20 protein-coding genes are annotated in these 22,297 nt (G+C 74.6%); 15 read left to right on the top strand and 5 right to left on the bottom strand.

The features are described 5' to 3' along the window. Positions 1-192 precede the first annotated feature (192 nt). From CRV15_RS00730 to CRV15_RS00720, 3 genes are all read right to left on the bottom strand, one after another. Positions 193-1,353, bottom strand: a complete 1,161-nt coding sequence (locus tag CRV15_RS00730) for a hypothetical protein (RefSeq protein WP_003962745.1) — start codon at positions 1,351-1,353, stop codon at positions 193-195. Between the two features lie 157 nt (positions 1,354-1,510). Next, positions 1,511-2,482 carry an acetylxylan esterase gene (locus CRV15_RS00725; protein WP_003962746.1) on the bottom strand — a complete coding sequence of 324 codons (972 nt, stop codon included), beginning with the start codon at positions 2,480-2,482 and terminating at the stop codon, positions 1,511-1,513. A gap of 321 nt (positions 2,483-2,803) precedes the next feature. Then, positions 2,804-3,967, bottom strand: a complete 1,164-nt coding sequence (locus CRV15_RS00720; RefSeq protein ID WP_003962747.1) for an ATP-binding cassette domain-containing protein — start codon at positions 3,965-3,967, stop codon at positions 2,804-2,806. 191 nt (positions 3,968-4,158) lie between these two features. On the opposite strand from CRV15_RS00720, the gene CRV15_RS00715 reads away from it, so the two are divergent. The 3 genes from CRV15_RS00715 (at position 4,159) to CRV15_RS00705 (ending at position 7,974) form a co-directional block, all read left to right on the top strand. Next, positions 4,159-5,661: a cellulase family glycosylhydrolase gene (locus CRV15_RS00715; RefSeq protein WP_009998162.1), complete on the top strand. Its 1,503-nt coding sequence runs from the start codon at positions 4,159-4,161 to the stop codon at positions 5,659-5,661. A 140-nt stretch (positions 5,662-5,801) separates the two neighbouring features. Beyond that, complete coding sequence (locus CRV15_RS00710) at positions 5,802-7,103, top strand: alpha/beta fold hydrolase (RefSeq protein WP_009998163.1); 1,302 nt, start codon at positions 5,802-5,804, stop codon at positions 7,101-7,103. A 106-nt stretch (positions 7,104-7,209) separates the two neighbouring features. Then, on the top strand, positions 7,210-7,974 hold the full coding sequence (locus CRV15_RS00705) for a PIG-L deacetylase family protein (RefSeq protein WP_029183146.1): 765 nt from the start codon (positions 7,210-7,212) through the stop codon (positions 7,972-7,974). A 67-nt stretch (positions 7,975-8,041) separates the two neighbouring features. On the opposite strand, the gene CRV15_RS00700 is transcribed toward CRV15_RS00705, so the two are convergent. Beyond that, entirely contained in the window at positions 8,042-8,743 is a 702-nt protein-coding gene (locus tag CRV15_RS00700; protein WP_009998166.1) for a nitroreductase family protein, read from the bottom strand. A gap of 206 nt (positions 8,744-8,949) precedes the next feature. Here CRV15_RS00700 and CRV15_RS00695 point away from each other — a divergent pair, with 206 nt between their 5' ends. The 10 genes from CRV15_RS00695 to CRV15_RS00645 all read left to right on the top strand — a co-directional run bounded on the left by CRV15_RS00695 (position 8,950) and on the right by CRV15_RS00645 (position 20,259). After that, on the top strand, positions 8,950-9,951 hold the full coding sequence (locus CRV15_RS00695) for an NADPH:quinone oxidoreductase family protein (RefSeq protein ID WP_003962752.1): 1,002 nt from the start codon (positions 8,950-8,952) through the stop codon (positions 9,949-9,951). A gap of 70 nt (positions 9,952-10,021) precedes the next feature. After that, complete coding sequence (locus tag CRV15_RS00690) at positions 10,022-11,206, top strand: acyl-CoA dehydrogenase family protein (protein ID WP_003962753.1); 1,185 nt, start codon at positions 10,022-10,024, stop codon at positions 11,204-11,206. Beyond that, on the top strand, positions 11,203-12,372 hold the full coding sequence (locus CRV15_RS00685; RefSeq protein ID WP_003962754.1) for an acyl-CoA dehydrogenase family protein: 1,170 nt from the start codon (positions 11,203-11,205) through the stop codon (positions 12,370-12,372). The genes CRV15_RS00690 and CRV15_RS00685 overlap by 4 nt, the downstream gene beginning before the upstream one ends. A gap of 234 nt (positions 12,373-12,606) precedes the next feature. Continuing rightward, the gene (locus tag CRV15_RS00680) at positions 12,607-14,181 is read left to right on the top strand and encodes an ABC transporter substrate-binding protein (RefSeq protein ID WP_029183147.1); all 1,575 of its coding nucleotides are present in this window, start codon (positions 12,607-12,609) and stop codon (positions 14,179-14,181) included. A gap of 53 nt (positions 14,182-14,234) precedes the next feature. Next, positions 14,235-15,200, top strand: a complete 966-nt coding sequence (locus CRV15_RS00675) for an ABC transporter permease (RefSeq protein ID WP_029183148.1) — start codon at positions 14,235-14,237, stop codon at positions 15,198-15,200. Then, entirely contained in the window at positions 15,193-16,152 is a 960-nt protein-coding gene (locus CRV15_RS00670; RefSeq protein WP_003962757.1) for an ABC transporter permease, read from the top strand. Before CRV15_RS00675 ends, CRV15_RS00670 begins: the two co-directional genes overlap by 8 nt. Continuing rightward, positions 16,149-17,126 carry an ABC transporter ATP-binding protein gene (locus tag CRV15_RS00665; RefSeq protein ID WP_003962758.1) on the top strand — a complete coding sequence of 326 codons (978 nt, stop codon included), beginning with the start codon at positions 16,149-16,151 and terminating at the stop codon, positions 17,124-17,126. The genes CRV15_RS00670 and CRV15_RS00665 overlap by 4 nt, the downstream gene beginning before the upstream one ends. Before the next feature lie 32 nt (positions 17,127-17,158). Continuing rightward, positions 17,159-17,821: an ABC transporter ATP-binding protein gene (locus CRV15_RS00660; protein ID WP_003962759.1), complete on the top strand. Its 663-nt coding sequence runs from the start codon at positions 17,159-17,161 to the stop codon at positions 17,819-17,821. A 1,206-nt stretch (positions 17,822-19,027) separates the two neighbouring features. Beyond that, positions 19,028-19,939 carry a phosphatidylinositol-specific phospholipase C/glycerophosphodiester phosphodiesterase family protein gene (locus CRV15_RS00650; RefSeq protein ID WP_009998168.1) on the top strand — a complete coding sequence of 304 codons (912 nt, stop codon included), beginning with the start codon at positions 19,028-19,030 and terminating at the stop codon, positions 19,937-19,939. Positions 19,940-20,064: 125 nt separating this feature from the next. Next, positions 20,065-20,259, top strand: coding sequence for a hypothetical protein (locus tag CRV15_RS00645; protein ID WP_003962762.1), 195 nt, complete (start codon positions 20,065-20,067; stop codon positions 20,257-20,259). Positions 20,260-20,266: 7 nt separating this feature from the next. On the opposite strand, the gene CRV15_RS00640 is transcribed toward CRV15_RS00645, so the two are convergent. Further along, entirely contained in the window at positions 20,267-20,635 is a 369-nt protein-coding gene (locus tag CRV15_RS00640) for a DUF779 domain-containing protein (RefSeq protein WP_003962763.1), read from the bottom strand. A 190-nt stretch (positions 20,636-20,825) separates the two neighbouring features. Here CRV15_RS00640 and CRV15_RS00635 point away from each other — a divergent pair, with 190 nt between their 5' ends. Continuing rightward, positions 20,826-21,272 (top strand): nitroreductase family deazaflavin-dependent oxidoreductase, encoded by a 447-nt coding sequence (locus tag CRV15_RS00635; RefSeq protein ID WP_003962764.1) that lies wholly within the window; start codon positions 20,826-20,828, stop codon positions 21,270-21,272. Between the two features lie 560 nt (positions 21,273-21,832). Further along, positions 21,833-22,294 (top strand): DUF4334 domain-containing protein, encoded by a 462-nt coding sequence (locus tag CRV15_RS00630; protein WP_003962765.1) that lies wholly within the window; start codon positions 21,833-21,835, stop codon positions 22,292-22,294. The last annotated feature ends 3 nt before the right edge of the window (positions 22,295-22,297 follow it).

The raw sequence follows: 22,297 nt of genomic DNA, 5'->3' as shown, positions 1-22,297 counted from the left end.
CAGGGGGAAGGGTGCCCCTGGGGCGTGGGGGGCTCAGCACCCGGACGGGGAACGGGACCCGGCCGTGGGGTTCCCGGCCGGAGATCCGGGACCCGTCCATCCGTCCGCCGGTGCCGTGCCGCCGGGGGAACGAACATCCGGCGGATCATGCCCCGGCGCCGCGCTCCCCTCGGGGTCGCCGCGGGCCGGGCGCTACGCCGGTCGGTCCGTGTGGAGGGTTTCCAGGCGGCGCTGGAGGACCGCGAGGGCGCCGCGCTGGCGGCCCGGGACGCGGCGGCGCAGGGCGACGAGGCGGGGGGCCAGCGCCAGGGCCGCCGCCGGGTCGCGGATCTGCTCCCATTGGTGGTGGGCGCGGTCCACCGCCCCCTCGACGTCGGGGTCGTCCTCGGCCTGCGCCCGGGACAACCGGTTCTCGGCGACCGTCATCCACAGATCGCAGCTCAGCGCCGGTTCCCCGGCCAGCCGGGCCAGATCGGCCCGGACCTCCAGCCAGTGCACGGCCTGGGCGGAGCCGGGCCCATGGCTCCGCAGCTCCTGCTGCTCCCAGGCGGCGGCGGCCGCCGCCGCCTCGCTGTGCCGCCCGGCGCGCGCGGCGGCCAGTATCGCCGGATGGGGGTCGGGGACGGCCTCCGCTCCGACGGCCCCGGCCGCCGGAGCGGCACCCGCCCCGGGACCCGCCGGGGTCCGGCCGCCGTCCAGCAGCAGCGCGCCCTCGCTCCCGCACTCGGCCACGGCCCGCGCGTGCAGCGCGTCCGGGTCGGGCCGGGCCCCGCTGCGCCAGATCGCGGCGCAGGCCCGCAGATACACGGGGCCGGTGTCGTCCGCGCCGCGCCGCCGCCGGGGCGCGGGCGGGGCCACCCTCCCGTACATCCGGACGGCCGGACCCAGGCCCAGCCCCTCATCGGCGGCCCACCGCCAGGCGTCCTGATCCGCCACCAGGTCCACGAAGACGGTGGTCGTACCGGGCCGTCTGGCCGTCAGCTCCGTGGCCAGCCAGTGCCAGGGCAGCCCGGTGTACCGCAGGGTCGACGGGGAGGACCGGGCCAGCGCCAGATGCGGCAGCCGCTGCTTGCGGTCCAGATGGAGCTGCCCGGCGAGATAGATGCTGAGCGGCCCCGGTGCCGCGGCGGCCGACCGGATGCGGGTGAGGACCGTCTGCGGGTCGAACGGATCGGCCAGTTCCACCACCGTCGCCGTCGCGGTCCCGGTCAGCGCGCCGGGCGGCACCGCCGCCAGCGCGGGCAGTACGGAACTCGCGTCGACCAGCCGCCCCTTGCCCACCGGCGCGACCGCGACGAGCAGCGCGGTTCCCGGCATGGCGGTGTCCCCTCCCGTGATCAGCACACCCTGCACGGTATCCGAATCCGGGCCCCGGTCCGTCCCCCGGTGTGCGGTTTCACTCCGTACGGTGCGGCCGGTTCCCGTACCGGGCAGGGAGAAGACCGGTGAAAGGGACGGCCGGAGGGGCCGCGGCGGACCGGCCGGCGGGGCGGCGGAGGGCCGGGGGACGTCAGGCCGCCAGCATCTTCGGCAGCCACCGCAACTGGGCCGCCTGCTGCACGGAGCCGCCGCCCTCGTGGTCGTTGAAGTCGTAGATCTCGATCTCCTTGGTCCGTCCGGCGTACGCGTTGTAGGCGGCGAAGACCGTCGACGGCGGGCAGGTGGTGTCCTGGAGGGCCACCGAGAAGAGGGCCGGGGCCCGGCACCGCGCGGCGAAGTGCACTCCGTCGAAGTAGCTCAGGGTGCGGCGGACCCGTTCCCCGCTCGTCCGGTGGGTGCGGAGGTAGTTCCCGACCTCCGAGTACGGTATGTGGTCCGTGATGGTGACGGCCCGGGGGAAGTCGCACAGGAACGGCATGTCCGGGGCGATCGCCAGCAGTCCGGGCAGCAGCGCGGCCAGCGCGAGGGCCACCCCGCCGCCCTGGCTCTCCCCGATCACCGCCGTGCGCGCGGCGTCCACGCGCGGATGGGCGTGGGCCGCCTCCACCGCGCGGACCGCGTCCGTGATCAGCCTGCGGTAGTAGAAGGTCTCGGGCGCCTCGATGCCCTGGGTGAGGAAGCCGGGATGGGACGGGGCGCTGCCCACCGGGTCGGCGGTGACGCCCTCGCTCCACATGCTGCCCTGGCCCCGGCTGTCCATGACGAAATGGGCGAAACCGGCGGAGGCCCAGAGCAGATGGGCGTGCGGGAGGCCGCGTCCGCCGCCGTAGCCGATGGACTCCACGACCACGGGCAGCGGGCCGCTCTCCCCGGCGGGCAGGACCAGCCAGGCCCGTATCGGGTGCCCGCCGAACCCGGCGTAGGTCACGTCGTACACCTCCACGGTCGTCAGTCCGGCGTCGACGGGTTCGAACCGCGCGCCGAGGTCGTGGGAGCGGGCCCGGGCGAGGGTGTCCGCCCAGAAGCCGTCGAAGTCGTCGGGTTCGGCGGAGGCGCTGCGGTAGCTGCGGAGTGCGTCGAGCGGAAGGTCGTACAGAGTCATCGGGCACCGCCGTGGGCTCGGGGCGGGACGATCCGCCAGGGGGAACCGGGGGGTGGGCGCGGGGACATTGTGCCCCAGGGGCTGACGGAAAGTCAGTGGCGGTCGGCGGTGTCCGCGGTGGTGCGCGACCGTCGGGGTACGGCTCCTCGGCGGGGAGCGCGCGGCGGGGGAGCGGGCGGGCGGAGCGAGCGCCGCCGCACGGGCGGACCCCCGCGTACGGAGGGGGCCGGTCCCCGGTCCCCCCGCGCTCCGTGCGCTCCGGTGGCGCCGCCGTACGCGGATCGGGCCGGTCCGCGCGGGCGGGCCGGAGCGTGGTGGGGGTCAGGCGTCCGAGACCGAGTGGAACTCCACCTCGTCGCGCGGAATCCCGCGCTCGTCCGCGTCGACGGACCGCCGCAGGGCCTCGTGCAGCAGGGCCGGGGTCAGCACCCCGAGGAAGCGGGAGCCGTCGACGACCGCCACCCACCCGGCGTCGTGCTGGAGCATCTCGCCGAACGCCCGCTTCAGGGTGGCGCCGAGCGGCACCCACGCCTCCATCCGCCGGGCCAGGGGGCCCACGGTCGCGCCCGCCCCGGCCCGGGCGAGCACGTCCGCCGCCACCCAGCCGTGCAGTTCGCCGCCCGGGCCGACCACCACGGCCCAGCGCGCCCCGGCCGAGCGCAGCCGGACGGCGGCCGGGGCGGCGGGCTCGTCCAGCCGGACCAGCGGCGGCTGTTCCAGGTCGTCCGGTTCGACGGTGGTGACGGCGAGCCGCTTGAGGCCCCGGTCCGCGCCGACGAAGCGGGCCACACGGTCGGTGGCGGGCGCCCCGAGGACCGCGCCCGGGGTGTCGAACTGTTCGATGCGGCCCTGCCCGTACACGGCGATGCGGTCCCCCATCCGCACCGCCTCCTCGATGTCGTGGGTGACCAGCAGGACCGTCTTGCGCACGGTCGCCTGGAGGGCCAGGAACTCGTTCTGGAGGTGTTCGCGGACCACCGGGTCGACGGCGCCGAAGGGCTCGTCCATCAGCAGCACGGGCGGATCGGCGGCGAGGGCCCGGGCGACGCCGACGCGCTGGCGCTGGCCGCCGGAGAGCTGGGCCGGGTAGCGCGAGCCGTACACGGCGGGGTCGAGGCCCACCAGGTCGAGCAGTTCGGCGGCGCGGGCCCGGGCCTTCGCCCGCTTCCAGCCGACGAGGGCCGGAACAGTGGCGGTGTTGTCGAGAACCGAACGGTGCGGGAAGAGGCCGACATGCTGGATGACATAGCCGATCCGGCGCCGCAGCCGCACCGGATCGACGGCCGAGACATCCTCCCCGTCGACGAGGATCCGGCCCGCAGTGGGCTCGATCAGCCGGTTCACCATCATCATCGTGGTGGTCTTGCCACAGCCGGACGGGCCCACCAGAGTGACCAGTTCCCCCCGCTCCACCTCGAAGGACAGGCCGTCGACGGCGGTCGTGCCGTCCGGGTAGACCTTGCTGACCTGCTCGAACCGGATCATGTCCCCACGCTAGGAGGGGGGCCCGCCGCCCGCACACGGGCCGGGCCTGTCCGAGTCACCGGCCGTGGCCGGATTTCGTTCCAGCGATCTTTCATGTCATGCCCCTTGCCAGTGGCTGGCGGGTGCTGCTTCCATCAGTTAGGAAAGTTTCCTTCCAGTCCCGGTACCCCCACCAGGCAATGGAGACCCTCATGAAACCCCCACGCACTGTGCTGCGCCCGCTCGGCGGCGCGGGCACCACCCTCGCGGTGGCCCTCCTCGTCGGACTGCTGACCGCCCCCGCCGCCCCGGCAGCCCCCGCGGACGCCCTCCCCGCGGACCGCGCCCCCCGGGCCGCCGTGCTCGAGGCCGAGGACGCGACCATCTCCCAGGGCGCGGTCGAGTCCAACCACCGCGGCTACACCGGCCGGGGCTTCGTCAACTACGACAACCTCACCGGCAGCAGTGTGGAGTGGACCGTCCGCGCCGACAAGGCCGGCACCACCCCGCTGACCCTCCGGTTCGCCAACGGCACCACCGTCAACCGCCCGATGACCATCAGCGTCAACGGCACCCCGGCCCTCACGGGCCGCTCCTTCCCCGGCAACGGGTCCTGGACGAGCTGGCAGACGGCCAACCTCGACGTCCCCCTCAGAGAGGGCGACAACACGATCCGGGCCACCGCGACCACCGCCAACGGCGGCCCCAACGTCGACAGCCTCACCGTCCCGGACTCCGGGGGACCCGGCCCCGGCCCCGGACCCGGCCCGGGCGGCACCCCCGTCGGGATCAACGGCCAGCTCACGGTCTGCGGCACCAAGCTGTGCAACCAGTACGGCAAGCCCATCCAGCTCCGCGGCATGTCCACCCACGGACTCCAGTGGTACTCCCAGTGCGCGACGGGCGCCTCGCTCGACGCCCTGGCCAAGGACTGGAACGCCGACGTCCTGCGGATCTCCATGTACATCCAGGAGGGCGGCTACGACAGCGACCCGCGCGGCTTCACCGACCGGGTGCACAACCTCATCGAGCAGGCCACAGCGCGCGGGATGTACGCCCTGGTGGACTGGCACATGCTCGACCCCGGCGACCCGCACGCGAACCTCTCCAAGGCGAAGACGTTCTTCACCGAGATCGCCCGGCGCCACAACAACAAGAAGAACCTGATCTACGAGATCGCCAATGAGCCCAGCGGTGTCTCCTGGTCCCGGATCAAGAGCTACGCCGAGGAGCTGATCCCGGTCATCCGCCAGAGCGACCCGGAGACCACGGTCCTCGTCGGTACCCGCGCCTGGTCCTCCCTCGGTGTCTCCGACGGCGCCACCGAGGCCGAGACGGTCAGCAACCCGGTCAACGCCTCCAACATCATGTACACGTTCCACTTCTACGCGGCCTCGCACAAGGACGAGTACTTCAACGCCTTCTCCCGCGCCGCCGACCGGATTCCGCTGTTCGTCACCGAGTTCGGCACCCAGACCTACACCGGCGACGGCGGCAACGACTTCGCGGCCAGCCAGCGCTATATGGACCTGATGGCGAGCAAGAAGATCAGCTGGACCAACTGGAACTACTCCGACGACTTCCGCTCCGGGGCCGTCTTCAAGACCGGCGTCTGCAACGCGGGCGGCCCCTACACCGGGACCTCCCCGCTGAAGCCCGCCGGTGTCTGGATCCGTGACCGGATGCGCACCCCGGACAACTTCCCGACCCGCTGACCCGCTGACCCGCTGACCCGCCGACCCGCCGGGCACGGGCCTGCCGGTCCGCGCGGACACCCCGCACCACCCACGCCCGCCCCTGGGAACCCGATGTGATCCCATGGGCGGGCGTGTCCCGTTGTCGAACAGGAGTGTCCGTGACCAGCTACCGCCAGCCAGGAGTCGTCCTCACCGACCATGTCTTCGGTGTCCCCCTCGACCACGCGAACCCCGGCGGGGAACAGATCGAGGTGTACGCGCGGGAGGTCGTCGCGGGCTCCCGCCACGCCGACGGCCTGCCCTGGCTGGTCTACCTGGAGGGCGGGCCCGGCTGCGCGGCCCGCCGCTTCACCGGCACCCAGGCATGGCTGGAACGCGCCCTCACGGAGTACCGCGTCCTCCTGCTCGACCAGCGCGGCACCGGCCGCTCCACACCGCGCAACCGCCAGACCCTCGCCGCCTTCGCCGGGCCCGGGGCCCAGGCCGACCACCTCGCCCACTTCCGCGCCGACAGCATCGTCCGCGACTGCGAACTGATCCGGCGGCGGCTCACCGGCGGAGCGCCGTGGACCGTCCTCGGCCAGAGCTTCGGCGGCTTCTGCGCCACCCACTACCTGTCCACCGCGCCCGAAGGGCTCCGCGAGGTCTTCATCACCGGCGGACTGCCCTCGCTCGACGCCCACGCCGACGACGTCTACCGCGCCGCCTACCCCCGGATGCGGCGCAAGAACGAGGCCCACTACGCCCGCTACCCCCAGGACGTGGCGCGCGCCCGGGAGATCGCCGCCCATCTCGCCGAGCACGACGTGACCCTGCCCACCGGCTACCGCCTCACCCCCGAGGCGTTCCAGTCGCTCGGCATCCTCCTCGGCACCGGCACCGGCAGCCACCACCTCCACTACCTCCTGGAGAACGCCTTCGTCCCCACCGGCGGCGGCCGGCGGGAACTCTCCGACGGCTTCCAGGAGGCCGTCGCCGCCGAGCTGTCCTTCGCCCGGCGCCCCCTCTACGCGGCCCTCCACGAGGCGTGCTACGCCCAGGGCCCGCGGCCCACCGCCTGGTCCGCCGAGCGGGTGCGCGCCGGGTTCCCCGCGTTCGACGCCGCCGCGGCGCTCGACGGCGACAGCCCGCTGCTCTTCACCGGCGAGACCATCCACCCCTGGCACTTCACGGCCGACCCCGCGCTGCGCCCGCTGCGCGAGTGCGCCGAGCTGCTCGCCGCCCGCACCGACTGGCCCGCGCTCTACGACCCGGCCCGGCTCGCCGCCACCGACATCCCCGTCGCCGCCGCCGTCTACCACGACGACCTGTATGTCGAGACCGAGCACTCACTGCGCACCGCCCGCGCCATCCGCGGACTGCGCACCTGGATCACCGACGAGTACGAGCACGACGGTGTGCGGGCGGGCGGCCCCCGGGTCCTGGACCGGCTCATCGCCCTGGCGCGGGACGAGGTCTGAGACCGGAGCCGTCCACGGCCGCGCGGACCGGGCCTTGCCGGACGCACCCGCGCGGCCCGTGCGGCGGACCCCGCACGGCGGCCCCCGCGCCCCGTACGCTGCGGTCATGACGGACACCAGGGACACCACGGACGGCGCGCCCGCGGCGCTGGAACCCATGCCCGGTGACTGGCGGCGCGCCCTCGCCGTCGTCGCCCACCCCGACGACCTCGAATACGGCTGCGCCGCCGCCGTCGCGGGCTGGACCGACGGCGGCCGGGAGATCGCGTACCTCCTGGCCACCCGGGGCGAGGCCGGGATCGACACCCTCGAACCGGCTGGGTGCGCGGCCGTCCGCGAACGCGAACAGCGGGCGAGCGCCGCCGTGGTCGGCGTCACCTCCGTGGAGTTCCTGGACCACCGGGACGGGGTGATCGAGTACGGCACGGCGCTGCGCCGGGACATCGCCGCCGCCGTCCGCCGCCACCGCCCCGAGCTGCTGATCACCCTCAACCACCGGGACACCTGGGGCGGCACCGCCTGGAACACCCCCGACCACCGGGCCGTGGGCCGGGCGACCCTGGACGCGGCGGCCGACGCGGGCAACCGCTGGATCTTCCCCGAACTCCTCACCGAGCAGGGGCTCGCACCCTGGGACGGGGTGCGCTGGGTCGCCGTCGCGGGTTCGGCCTCCCCGACGCACGCCGTCGACGCCCGGCCGGGCCTGGAGCGCTCGGTGGCCTCGCTCCTGGAGCACCGCACCTATATCGAGGCGCTGACCGACACCGACCCGGAGAGCTATGTCCGGGAGTTCCTCACCGGCGCGGCCGGCCGCGCGGGCGAGTCGTTCGGCGGTGTGCCCGCGGTGACCTTCGAGCTGTTCCCGCGCTGACTTTGCCCGCGTCCCGCCGCGCGCCGGGCCGGGTCCGCCGGGGGAGCGGGCGCCGGGCCCCGGGCGCTCAGAACTCGACCAGCACCTGGTCCAGGGACTTGCGCACCAGATCGGGCACCTGGCAGTCGGCGGCCGGATAGCCCACCGGCAGTACGGCGAACGCCTTCTCGTTCGCGGGGCGGCCGAGCACCTCGGCGAGGAAGCGCATGGGGCTGGGGGTGTGGACCAGTGCCGCCAGACCGGACAGGTGCAGCGCGGTCAGCAGCATGCCGACCGCGATGCCCACGGACTCGTCCACGTAGTAGTGCTTGCGCTTGGCCCCGTCGGGGCCGAGCCAGTAGCGCTGCTGGAAGACCACGATCAGCGCCGGCGCGTCCGTGAGATGGGGCTTCACCTCGTCCGTGCCGAGCGGACGCAGCGCCGCCAGCCACTCCTCGCCGAGCCGGCCGTCGTAGGAGAGGCGTTCCTCCTCCTCCGCGGCCTCCCGGATGCGCCGCCGCACCTCGGGGTCCTGGACGAGGACGAAGGTCCACGGCTGCTGATGCGCGCCCGAGGGGGCGGTCGCCGCGCAGGCGACGGCGTCCCGGACCACCTGGAGCGGCACCGGGTCGGGGGCGAACTGGCGCACCGTGCGCCGCTCGTCCATCCGGGTGCGCAGCTCTGCCGAGCGGTTCAGCGAGTGCTCGGGGTCCATCCGGCCGGGGCGGTAGGGGACGGGCCGGTAGGGGTCGCCGTGGGTGGGGGTCCAGGGACGGGTCGGTGCGGTCATGAGGGCGAGTGTGCCGTGTGACGGGAGCGTACGACAGGGGCTGGTGCGGCTTTTCGGTACGGCCCGGGACACGGCCGGTCGGCACGGCCCGGGATACGGCCGGTCGGCCGAAAGCGGGCGGCCGGGGGGTGATGAGGGTTTCCCCAGAGGCAAGCGACCGCTTAGTATGCGCGCACCGTACCGACGGCGGCGGGTGGAGGCCCACGATGCAGGCATGGCGAGTGCACCGCAACGGTGAGCCGGGCGAGGTGATGCGGCTCGACGAGGTGGACAGGCCCGTGCCCGGGGAGGGGCAGCTCCTCGTCCGCGTCCGGGCGGCGAACGTCAACTTCCCCGACGCGCTCCTGTGCCGGGGCCAGTACCAGATCCGTCCCCCGCTGCCCTTCACCCCCGGCGTGGAGGTCTGCGGCGAGACCGCCGACGGCCGCCGGATCATCGCCACCCCGGCCCTGCCGCACGGCGGGTTCGCCGAGTACACCGTCGTCGACGCGGCGGGAGCGCTGCCCGCGCCCGCCGCCCTCGACGACGCGGAGGCGGCGGCCCTGCACATCGGCTACCAGACCGGCTGGTTCGCCCTGCACCGCCGGGCCCGGCTGGCCGCCGGGGAGACCCTGCTCGTGCACGCGGCGGCGGGCGGGGTCGGCAGCGCCGCCGTCCAGCTCGGCCGGGCCGCCGGTGCCCGCGTCATCGGTGTCGTCTCCGGCGCGGCGAAGGCCCGCACCGCCCGTGAGCTGGGCTGCGACCAGGTCGTCGACCGCCGCGCCGAGGACGTGGTCGCGGCGGTCAAGGACGCCACCGGGGGCCGGGGCGCGGACGTGGTCTACGACCCGGTCGGCGGCGAGGCCCACACCTGGTCGGCCAAGTGCGTCGCCTTCGAAGGGCGCATCCTCGTCATCGGCTTCGCGAGCGGCACCGTCCCCACCCCGGCGCTGCACCACGCCCTGGTGAAGAACTACTCGATCGTCGGGGTGCACTGGGGCCTCTATCTCCAGAAGGACCCCGGCGCGGTCCGCGCCTGCCACGACCGGCTCACCGAACTGGCCGCGCAGGGCGTGATCAAACCCCTGGTGAGCGAACGGGTCCCGCTGAGCGGCGCGGCGGACGCGGTGCAACGGGTCGCCGACGGCACGACCACCGGCAGACTCGCCGTCCTGCCCGCCGCCCCCGGGCAGGCCCACCCGCCCGCCGCCGGGGAATCCCCCCGATGACCGCACCACGCCGGGGACGCGCCGGGAACGGGCCCGCCGACCGCCGCCACCACCCCGAGGGAGGGCCACGATGACGGCCGACGCCGACGACATCCGCACCCGCACCCGGGCGTTGCTCGCCACGCACCCGCCGCAACACACCCCGCGGCTCGACTTCCTCCGCGCCCGCTTCGACGCCGGACTCGCCTGGGTGCACTACCCCGCCGGACTCGGCGGGCTGGGCGCGCCCCGGCCCCTCCAGGCCGTCGCCGACGCCGAACTCGAAGCGGCGGGCGCCCCCGACAACGACCCCCGCCGGATCGGGATCGGCCTCGGCATGGCCGCGCCCACCCTGCTGGCCCACGGCTCCGACGAGGTCACCCACCGCTTTCTGCGCCCCCTGTGGGTGGGGGAGGAGGTGTGGTGCCAGCTCTTCAGCGAGCCGGGCGCCGGTTCCGACCTCGCGGCCCTCGCCACCCGGGCCGTGCGCGACGGGGACGACTGGCTCGTCACCGGTCAGAAGGTCTGGACCTCCAGCGCCCACCTCGCCCGCTGGGCCATCCTCGTCGCCCGGACCGACCCCGGCCTCCCCAAGCACCAGGGCCTCACCTACTTCGTCTGCGACATGACCGACCCCGGTGTCGAGGTCCGGCCGCTGCGCCAGCTCACCGGCGAGGCCGAGTTCAACGAGGTCTTCCTCACCGGTGTCCGCATCCCCGACCGGCACCGGATCGGCGCCGTCGGCGAGGGCTGGCGGGTCGCCAGGACCACCCTGATGAACGAGCGCGTCGCCATCGGCGGCCACCGGCTGCCGCGCGAGGGCGGCATGATCGGACCGGTCGCCCGGACCTGGCGGGAGCGGCCCGAGCTGCGCACCCATGAGCTGCACCAGCGGCTGCTGCGGCTGTGGGTGGAGGCCGAGGCCGCCCGGCTCGCGGCCGAGCGGCTGCGCCAGCAGCTCGCCGCCGGTCAGCCCGGCCCCGAGGGCAGCGCCATGAAGCTCTTCCTCGCCGGGCTCAACCAGGAGATCAGCGCCCTGGAGGTCGAGCTGCGCGGCCCGGAGGGGCTGCTCTACGACGACTGGACGATGCGCCGCCCCGAGCTGGTCGACTTCACCGGCCGGGACGCGGGCTACCGCTATCTGCGGGCCAAGGGCAACTCCATCGAGGGCGGCACCAGCGAGGTGCTGCTCAACATCATCGCGGAGCGGGTGCTCGGACTGCCGTCCGAACCGCGCGACGACAAGGACATCGCCTGGAAGGACCTGGCCCGATGACCCCGAACCCCGAGACGGCCCCGGCCCCCCGGACCACCCCCGGGACCGCCTCCGGAACCACCCCCGGCCCCGCCGCCGCCCCGCCGGACCCGCTCGACCTGCTCTGCTCGGAGACCGAGGAGGAACTGCGCGCGGCGGTGCGGTCCCTGCTCACCGACCGAGCGGACCTGCCCGCCCTGCTGACCCGCGCCGAGGCGGGCGACCCGGTCGACCCCGCCCTGTGGGCGGCCCTCGCCCGGGACATCGGGGCCGCGGGCCTCCTCGTCCCGGAGGAGTACGGCGGTCAGGGCGCGAGCCACCGCGAGGCCGCCGTCGTCCTGGAGGAGCTGGGCCGGGCCATGGCCCCGGCGCCCTTCCTCACCAGCTCCGTCATCGCCACCGAGACCCTGCTGGCGCTCGGACCGGACCGCCCCGGGGTCCCCGGCCTCCTCGCGGAGCTGGCCACCGGCCGCAGGACCGCCGTCCTCGCCGTGCCGTACGCGGCCTCCCCCCACGAGCCGCCGCCCGCCGGGGACGGACCGGTCACCGGGGTCGCCGACGCGCACGGGGCCGATGTGCTGCTGACGCTCCGCGCGGACGGCCTGCGCGCGGTGGACCGGGCGGACGCGACCGTCACCCCGCTGACCGTCCTCGACCTCACCCGGCCGCTCGCCGTCGTCGCCGCCCCCGAGGGCGCCGGCACCCTGATCGCGGACCGCGCCACCGCCGTCGGCGCGGTCCGCCGAGCACTCCTCACCGGCGCCGGGCTGCTCGCGTCCGAACAGCTCGGGGTGGCCGAATGGTGTCTGGAGGAGACCGTCCGCCACACCCGGCGGCGCCACCAGTTCAACCGGCCCGTCGGCTCCTTCCAGGCGCTCAAGCACCGCATGGCCCGGCTCTGGCTGGGCGTCGTCTCCGCGCGGGCCACCGCACGGAACGCGGCGGCGGCCCTCGCCACCGGCGCCCCGGACGCCCCGCTCGCCGTCGCCGTCGCCCAGGCCCACACCGCGACGGTCGCCGTCCGGGCCGCCGAGGAGTGCGTCCAGCTCCACGCCGGGATCGGAATGACCTGGGAGCACCCCGCCCATCTCTATCTCAAACGGGCCAAGTCCACCGAACTGGCGCTCGGTTCCCCCGGAGCGCACCGGCTGGCCGTCGCCGAGCTGGCCGAGCTGCCCGCCCCCTGAGCGGGGCCGGGCCCCACGGGCCCCCGCGGCCCCCTGGGACACAGCGGAATCCTCGTCCGTGGACGGGAGGAAATCCCAGGTCGGACCGGGTGGGTCCGGCTCTCTGCCGGTGCGGTTTAATTGCAAGCTGTTCGCAAAAGCAGCCTGATCGCCAGTAGGGGTGTGGGAGCCGTGTTGTCCCGTTCGTTCCAGTCGAGCCCGTCGCGCGGCCGGTCGCGCCGTACGCTCCGCGGCCTGGCCGCCCTCGGCACGGCGGGCGCGCTGACCGCGGGTGCCGCCGCCTGCTCCAACCCCGAGGACGGCGGCTCCGGGGGCCGGGGCACGGGCACCTCCGCCGTGGTCGGCATCGCCTACGAGCCCGAGACCCTCAGCCCCCTCCTCGGCTTCGGCAAGGACGGCAACTCCAAGATCTTCGACGGGCTGCTCGCCCTCGACGCCGACATGCGGCTCAAGCCCGCGCTCGCCGCCGCCCTCCCCGAGGTCAGCGCGGACGGGCTGACCTACACCTACCGGCTCCGCCAGGGCGTGACCTTCAGCGACGGCAAGCCGTTCGCCGCGAAGGACGTCGTCTTCACCTACCGCACCGTCCTCGACGCGAGGACGAACAACGCCTCCAAGTCCGAGCTGGACGCCGTCAAGGACGTCAGGGCCGTCGGGGACGACACCGTCGTCTTCACCCTGAAGTACCCCTACGCCCCCTTCGCGCAGCGCACCGTGCACCCCATCGTGCCCGAGCACGCCCTCGCGGGTCAGGACGTCAACACCGGCCCCTTCACCACGAAGCCGGTCGGCACCGGGCCCTATGTCCTCACCGGCTGGTCCAGGGGCGAGAAGCTCAGCTTCACGGCCAACCCCTCCTACTGGGGCGGCAAGCCCGCCGTCGAGAAGTTCACCATGGCGGTCATCAAGGACGACGACGTCCGCGCCACCCGGCTGCGCGCCGGGGAGCTGGACGGCGCGATCCTGCCGCCGAACCTCGCCAAGGGCTTCGCCGGGGACCAGGGCAGGAAGACCCACACGGCGAAGACCTACGACTACCGCACGGTGACCCTGCCCACCCACCACGAGGTCACCGGCGACACCGCCGTCCGCCGCGCCCTCGACCTCGCCGTCGACCGGCAGACCATGGTCGACAAGATCCTGGAGGGCGCCGGGAAGCCCGCCTACGGACCCGTCCCCACCGGCAGCGAGTGGTTCGCCGAGGGCACCGAGCGGACCCACGACCCGGACGCCGCGAAGAAGATCCTCGACGAGGCGGGCTGGAAGCCCGGCAAGGACGGCGTCCGGGTCAAGGACGGCGTCCGCGCCGAGTTCCCGCTCTGGTACCTCTCCGGCGACAAGCTCCGCCAGGACCACGCCCTCGCCTACGCCTCCGACGCCAAGAAGGCCGGGATCTCCATCAAGACCCAGGCCGGCACCTGGGAGGTCATCGAACCCCGGATGAAGCAGGACGCCGTCCTCGCGGGCGGCGGCTCGCCCGGCGACCCCGACTTCGACCAGTACCTCCTGCTGACCTCGTCCCTCGCGGGCGACGGCTTCAACAACATGGCCTGGTACGACAACAAGGCCGTCGACCGGGCCCTGACGAAGGGCCGGGAGAGCGGCGACCGCGCGGTCCGCGCGGACGCCTACGAGACCGTTCAGCGCGAACTGGTCAAGAACCCCGGCTACACCTTCCTCACCCACATCGACCACCTCTATGTCGTCGACGACTCCTGGACCGGGCTGAGCACCCAGGTCGAGCCGCACGACCACGGCCTCGCCAACGGCCCCTGGTGGAACGTCGAGGACTGGAAGCCCAAGAAGTGACCACCGGCCTCCGCGCGGAGCAGGCGGCGGGCCGCCGGCTCCCCTGGGGGCCCATGGCCCGGATGGCGGGACGGCGGACCCTGTTCGCCGTCCCCGTCCTGCTGGCGGTGACGTTCGGCGTCTTCGCCGTCGCCGACGCCTCCCCCTTCGACCCCGTCAAGGCGTACACCGGCGGCGCCGGGCTCACCGCCTCCCAGGAGACCCTGGACCAGATCCGCGCCAACCTCGGCGTGGACCAGCCCCTGGTCAGCCGCTGGTGGGACTGGCTCACCGCCGTCCTCGGGGGTGACCTCGGCGACTCCAGCTCCCTGCGCCAGCCCGTCGCCGACGTGCTCGCCGAACGTGTCGGCTGGTCCGTGCTGCTCGCGGGCACCGCCTTCCTCCTCGCCGTCGTCCTCGGCACCGCGCTCGGCGTCCTCGCCGCCCGCCGCCGGGGCGGGCGGTTCGACCGCGCGACCTCCGGTGCCGCGTACGCCCTCGAAGCCGCCCCCGTCTTCTGGCTGGGGCTGCTCGCCATCTGGTTCTTCTCCCTGGAGCTGGGCGTCCTGCCCGCCGGGGGCCTCACCGACAGCGACAGCGACGTCGTCACCGCCTCCCAGGTCGCCACCCATCTGGTGCTGCCCGCCGCCGTCCTCGGGATCACCCAGCTCCCGTGGTTCTTCCTCTTCGTCCGGCAGGGTGTCGGCGACGCCCTCGACGAGGACCCCGTGCGCGGTGCCCGTGCCCGCGGGCTGGGCGAGCGGACCGTGCTCCTCGGCCACGCGCTGCGCTCCGGGCTGCTGCCCGTGCTCACCCTGATCGGCTCCCGGGTCCCCGAACTGATCACCGGGGCGCTGCTCGTCGAGACCGTCTTCAGCTGGCCCGGCGTCGCCGCCGCCACCGTCGAGGCGGCCCTCGCCGCCGACTTCCCCCTGCTGGCCGCGCTCACCGTGCTGGCCACCGCCGCCGTGCTCGCCGGGAACCTCCTCTCCGACCTGCTGTACGGACTCGCCGACCCGAGAGTGGGCTTCGATGGCTGACACCGCACCCGCGACCGCCGCGGACGGCACCGGCTCCGGGGGCGGCACCACCTCCGCGGACGGCACCGGCTTGGGGGACGGCACCGCCGCCGCACCCGTCTGGCGCTCCCGGGGGCGCACGCGGCGCTCCACCCGGACGGCGCGGGTCGGGGTCTCCGCCGTCCTCGTCGCCGCGGCCGTCCTCGCCGTGCTGGTCGTCCCCCCGGTCGTGCAACTCGACGAGCAGGCCGTCGACCTCGCGCGGAAGCTGTCGCCGCCGTCCTGGGAGCACCCCTTCGGCACCGACGACGTCGGCCGGGACCTGCTGCTGCGCTGCGTCTACGGGCTGCGGGTCTCCCTGCTCGTCGGCGTGGTCGCGGCAGTCGTCGCCACCGTCGTCGGCACCCTGGTCGGCGCGGCGGCGGCGGTCTTCGGCGGCTGGACCGACCGGGTGGTGATGCGGCTCGTCGATATTTTCTCCTCCGTGCCGCACCTGCTGCTCGGCATCTTCGTCGTGGCGATGTTCCGCCCCGGGGTCTGGCCGGTCATCGCCTCCGTCGCGGTCACCCACTGGCTGTCCACCACCCGGATCGTCCGCTCCGAGGTCCTCTCGCTGCGCTCCCGGCCCTATGTGGACGCGGCGATCTCCGGCGGGGCCTCCCGCTGGCGGGTCACCGTCCGCCATCTGCTGCCGGGCGTCCTGCCGCAGGCGGGCCTCGCCGCCGTGCTGATGGTGCCGCACGCCATCTGGCACGAGTCCGCGCTCTCCTTCCTGGGCCTCGGACTCCCCAGCCACCAGGCGAGCCTGGGCAATCTGGTGCAGAGCGCACGCGGCTCCCTGCTGGCGGGCGACTGGTGGCCCACGCTCTTCCCCGGGCTCTTCCTGATCGTCCCCACCCTCGCGATCGCCGGACTCGCCGGTGCCTGGCGCGAGCGGATCAACCCCCGCCGCCGATCGGAGCTGATGCTGTGAGCACCGCCGTCCTCACGGTGCGGGACCTCTCCGTACGGTTCCGGATGCGCGGCGGCGGCCTGGTCGCCGCCGTCTCCTGTGCCGACTTCGACCTCGCGGCGGGGGAGTGCCTGGCCCTCGTCGGCGAGAGCGGCTGCGGCAAGTCCGTCCTCGCCTCCGCGCTCCTCGGACTGCTGCCCGGTAACGCCGAGACTGCCGGGACCGCCACCGTCGACGGCGTCGAACTCCTCGGCGCCGACGAGCGCACCCTCGCCCGCACGGTACGGGGACGGCGGATCGCGCTCGTCCCGCAGAGCCCGGCCGCCCACCTCACCCCCGTGCGCACGGTCCGCTCCCAACTGGAGGAGACCCTGCGGGAGCTGACCGGCACCCCGCGCAGACAACTGCGCGCCGCCGCCGTCGCCGCGGCCGAGCGGGCCGCCTTCCCCGCCAGCCACCTCGACCGCCATCCGCACGAACTCTCCGGCGGGCTCGCCCAGCGCGCCGCCACCGCCCTCGCCCTCGTCGGGGACGCGCCCCTGCTCCTCGCCGACGAGCCCACCACCGGGCTCGACCGCGCGCTGGTGGACCGGACCGCCGACGAACTGCGCCGTCACGTCACAGACGGCGCCGACGGCCGCGCGCTGCTGATGATCACCCACGATCTGGCGGCGGCGCGGCGGATCGCCGACCGGGTCGCCGTCATGTACGCGGGCCGTATCGTCGAGATCGCCGACGCCGAGGCGTTCTTCGGCCGCCCCGGGCCCCGGCACCCCTACGCCCGGGGGCTGCTCGCCGCGCTGCCCGAGCGCGGCTTCACACCCATTCCCGGGCTCCCGCCCGAGCTGAGCGACCTGCCCCCGGGCTGCGCGTTCGCCGCCCGCTGCGACCGGGCCACGGACCGCTGCGGCACCCGGCCCGGTTTCACCGGGGGGCTGGCCTGCCACCATCCGGTCACCGCCGTCGCCGCCGACCCCGCGCCCGACCGTGGCTGAGCCCCGCCCGGCCGCTCCCGAGGAGACCCCCCGTGCTTGAACTCGACGCGATCACCGCCGGGTACGACCGGCTCGCCCCGGTGGTACGGGACTTCTCCCTGCGCCTGGCACCCGGCGAGGCGGTCGGGCTGCTCGGCCCCAGCGGCTGCGGCAAGTCCACTGTCGCCCGGGTGGCGGCGCTGCTGCACCGCCCGTACGCCGGACGCGTCGTCCTCGACGGGGAGCCCGTCCGGGGCTGGCGGTACTCCGCGCCCCGGGCCCAGCGCACCGCCGTCGGCGTCGTCTTCCAGCAGCCGAGGATGTCCGCCGACCCCCGCCTCACCCTCCACGCCCTGATCGCGGAGCCGCTGCGCGCCAACGGCCGCGGCGGCGAGGCGGACGCGCGGGTCGGCGAACTGTCCGACGCGGTCGGCCTCACCCGCGATCTGCTCGCCCGCCGCCCGCACGAGGTCAGCGACGGCCAGTTGCAGCGGGCCTGTCTGGCGCGGGCGCTGGTGTTGCGGCCGCGTTGGTTGGTCTGTGACGAGATGACGGCGATGCTGGATGCGTCGACGACTGCCGCGCTTGTGGCTGTTGTCGAGGAGTACCGGCGTGGCGAGGGTGCCGGTCTTCTCGCGGTCTCCCACGATCCCGTTCTGCTGAGCCGTTGGTGCGCTCGTACCGTTGTGTGGGCGGACACCGTTCCCGCTGTGTGAGTGACGGCCGGTTGCAGCGGGCCTGTCCGGTGCGGGCGCTGGTGTTGCGGCCGCGTTGGTTGGTCTGTGACGAGATGACGGCGATGCTGGATGCGTCGACGTCTGCCGCGCTTGTGGCTGTTGTCGAGGAGTACCGGCGTGGTGAGGGTGCCGGTCTTCTCGCGGCCCGCCTGACCGACCGGCCCGGCCCCTGACCCGTGCGCCTCACGCGGCCCCGCCCGCGTTCCTGGCAGGCGCCGCGAGGGCGGGTCCGCCCGTCCGACGACAGCGCCTCCCCCGTAGAGGGCCACCGGCCCTCCGGCGCCGGGGCGTGGATGCCCCTGCTCCGCTGCGCGCCCGCGTGGACCGGGTGCCGTGACGCCCGCTCTCCGGCCGGACGGTGCCTCCCCACCCGGCCGCCCGGCCCGCCGGCGCCCGGGTCTCCCGCGCGGGGCCGGTCGCGGACCGATCGGGGTCGGGTGGTGTGCCGGGTGCTCCTCGGGGACCTGGGTCGTGTCGTCGAGATCCCGTCCGTCCGGCCTGTCCTGGCACGGCATCCCCCTGGGCCTGGCGGGCACCGGTGGGGAGCGCGGGGGAGCGCCCGCCACCTCTGGGCCCGGCGGCCCGGGCGGTACCCCGTCCGCTGCCTCGCGGTGCCTCCCGCCGGGCCCGCTCTCCGGGTGGACGACGTCTCCCCACCGGTGGGCCTTTTGGACCCCCGGTGCCCCGACCGGAGCCGGGCGATCCGTGCGTCGGGTGCTGTCCTGCGGTGTGGCCGGTTCCGTTCGGTGGGCGCTCAGGGGAGCCGGAGGAGCCGGGCGGTCCGTGCCGCGCGTGCCGTTCCTGTGGTGCGGCCGGGGCGGGGCAGGGACGCCCTGCTCCGGCGGGGGCCGGCGCCCGGGTGCCCCGCGCGGGGCCGGTCGCGGACCGATCCGGGTCCGGCCGTGCGCCGGCGATCCGTGCCGTGAGTGCGTCCTGTGGTGCGGCCGGGGCGGCGGGTCCCGGCTCCCGGCTCCCGGATCCCGGCCGGTTCCGGCCGTCGGGCACTTCTGCCGGTGTGTCCGCCATCCGTCCCCACGGGGCCGTGCGGCGTGCCCCCGGCGGGCATCCGCGGCTGTGCCGCCGGGCGGCGGGAGGCCGAACTCCTGGTGTGCCCCCTCCCGGGAGGCCGGGACGCGGTCGATACTCAGGCGTCCCTCCCGTTCCCACGCGCCCGGAGGCCCCACCGTGACACCCACCCGCCGCAGCGTCGTCACCACGCTCACCGCCGCGCTCGCGGGCGCCACCGCCGTACCGGACCTCGCCCGCCCGGCGCGGGCGGCCGAGCGGGGCGGCACCCCCCGGCCGCGCCCGCTGCGGCAGGCGCACGCGCACAACGACTATCTGCACCCCCGGCCGCTGCACGACGCCCTCTCCCACGGCTTCACCAGCCTGGAGGCCGACATCTTCCTGGTCGACGGTGAACTGCTGGTGGCGCACACCTCGGCCGAGCTGGACCCGTCCCGCACCCTGCGCTCGCTCTACCTCGAACCGCTGCTCGCCCGCATACGGAAGAACCACGGCGCCGTCCACCCCGGCCACCACCGCCCCGTCCAGCTCCTCGTCGACATCAAGGCGGACGGTGTCGCCTGCTATCGGGAGCTGGACCGCCAACTGCGGGCGTACCGGCCGATCCTCACCTCGTACCACCGGGGCCGGGTGCGTCCCGGCGCCGTCACCGCGGTGGTCTCCGGCGACCGCGCGGCGCGCGTCCCCATGGAGGCGCAGCACAGCCGTCTCGCGTTCTACGACGGACGGCTCGACGACCTGCCGACCGCCGTGCCCGCCTCGTTCGTCCCGCTGGTCTCCAGCAACTGGAACACGGACTTCAGCTGGCAGGGCACCGGTCCGTTCCCGGCGGCCGAACGGGAGCGGCTGCGGACCCTGGTCGCCGCCGCCCACGCGGACCGGCGGCGGATGCGCTTCTGGGCCACCCCCGACGCGCCGGGGCCCGCCCGGGAAGCGGTCTGGCGGGAACTGCTCGCCGCCGGGGTGGACCACCTCAACACCGACGACCTGCCCGGCCTGGAACGCTTCCTCCGCGCCCACCGGGCGCCCGCCGGTACCGCCGTCGGCACAGCGCCCGGCACCCGGTTCTGAACCGGCGTCCCGCCGCAACCACCCGTACGGCGGACACGCCGTACGGGCACGCGCGCCCCTCGCTGCGTCAGACTACCGCCGAATGCCGCAAATCTGGCATTTAACTGCGGTGAAAGAGGCTGGCGATGGTCGTGTCGATCTCGGTGATCCTACTGATGCTGCTGCTCGCGGTGATCTTCATGCGCAACAGCGGGCTGAAGTTCTCCCACGCGCTCGTCTGCGCGCTGCTGGGCTTCTTCCTCGCGGGCACCAGCATGGCGCCCTCCATCCACGAGGGTGTCGCCGCCACCGCCGAGGTCGTGGGCAGTCTCCACCCCTGACCCGGAATCAGTCGCGGGTGGCCGTGTCCACCAGGTACGAACGGATCAGGAAGCGCACCCCTTCCGGCGCCTCCAGCGAGAAACCGCTGCCGCGCCCCGCGACCACGTCGACCACCAGCCGGGTGTGGCTCCACCGTTCGTACTGCGCGACCGACATCCAGAACCCGATGGTCTCGGGGACGCCCGCCACCTCCAGCTCCGCCAGGAGGACGTCGGAGCCCCCGGTGCGGAACTCTCCGCGCGGGTAGCACATGGGCGCGCTGCCGTCGCAGCAGCCGCCCGACTGATGGAACATCAGCGGACCGTGGGCCTGTCGCAGCCGGCGCAGCAGCCCGACCGCCGCCTCGGTCAGCTCCACACGCGGTGATTCGGACATGCCGCCAGTCAACCACCGCCGACGTTGCGAGGTCGTTGCGCCGTCCCGGCGTCATCCGGACGCCCTCCCCGCGTCAAGCGGACGCCGTCGCCCTTCGACACGGCCGTCCCCGGGATGATTGCGTGGACCCCGTGGCGGAGGCGTCCGCCGCCGCCGGTGCGCCGGTGCACGACGACGGGATGGAGTCCCCATGCCTCTGGAAGGCGAGTACGAGCCGAGCCCGGCGCAGTGGGTACGGGATCAGGTGGAGCTGTACGAGAGTTCGGGCGGCGCCGAGGGCACCACGCTCCGCGGTATGCCGGTGGTCGTCCTGACCACCCGGGGCGCGCGGAGCGGGAAGATCCGCAAGTCCCCGCTGATGCGGGTGGAGCACGGGGGCAGCTACGCCCTCGTCGCCTCGGCGGGCGGGGCCGCCAAGCACCCCGTCTGGTACCACAACGTCGTCGCCGACCCCCGGGTGGAGCTCCAGGACGGCGCCGTGCGCCAGGACATGGCGGCGCGCGAGGTGACCGGTGAGGAGAAGGCCGTGTGGTGGGCGCGGGCCGTCGAGGCGTACCCCGACTACGCCGAGTACCAGAGGAAGACCGACCGGGCCATCCCGGTCTTCGTGGTGGAGCCCGTGACGGGGCGTCACTGATCTCCTCCGGGGTCCCGCCGCGCTCCGTGCGCACCGGGACCCCGGAGCGGCGCCGACTCCGCTCCGGGGCTGCGGTGCGGGCGTTCAGTGAACACCGCGGTACGTTGCGAGCGGGTTGCGTGGAGAAGTTCATCACGTGATCGTTGAACCCGCCGGGCACCGTCGGCCGTGTGGCGTCCGCGCCCCGCCGCCCGGGCGCCGCCGCCTCCCCCCGCCCCTCCGTGCCGCATATGCCGGGCGCCACTGCCGTTCACCTGCGGCGCTCCGCTTTCGCCGCCGCCGTGGAGGCCCCGCCCGCCCCGTCGCCCCGCCCGGAACACGCGCACCAGGCATCGCCGCGGCATCGTTTGCGCCATCCCGCACCGCTCCGGGCGCCAATCCCCCCGCGCGGCGACTAGCCGTCGATCTCCCCGGGAAGAGGGCTGGGGCCAGGTCGGCCGCCCCGTCCGCCCGGGCCCGGCCGGGCCCGTCGGTACCGCTCCACGGGTGGCTGTGTCCGTCCCGTCAGTCCCGTCCGTCCCGTCCGTACCCCCGCTCCACGGAACCCCTGGGAGGCGCCGGTGAACCCCGACACCGCGAGGAATCGCTTCACCGAACTGGAGGGCGGCGATCCCGTGGACCATCGGCGGGTGGAGGCGTTCTTCGACGACTGCGGACCGCTCGACATCGACGACATCATCGGGGAGTGGCGGGGCGCGCCCCTGCGGACCGGGCACAAGGGGGTCGCCCAGCTCGACGGGCTGGACTGGTACGGCAAGGTCTTCCGGTCCCGCTTCGACATCACCCCCGTGGCCTGCCGGGACGCGTCCGGGAGACTCACCGACCGCCATGGCTACGGCGGGGCGGGCCTGTGGCGGGTGGAGTTCCGGGGCGTGGTCTCCCTCTCACTGGTCTACGACCGGCATCCGATCGTCGACCACTTCCGCAGGGTCGACGAGGACACCCTCATCGGTGTCATGGACGGCGGCCCCGACCTCCTCGACGAGGGGAAGCACTTCTACTTCTCGCTGCGGAGGAGGTGACGG

Origin of the sequence: Streptomyces clavuligerus (assembly GCF_005519465.1) — a bacterium.
GTDB classification, from domain to species: domain Bacteria; phylum Actinomycetota; class Actinomycetes; order Streptomycetales; family Streptomycetaceae; genus Streptomyces; species Streptomyces clavuligerus.
The sequence above is the reverse complement of the archived record's forward strand: the minus strand, read 5'-3'. Positions and strand labels throughout refer to the sequence as shown.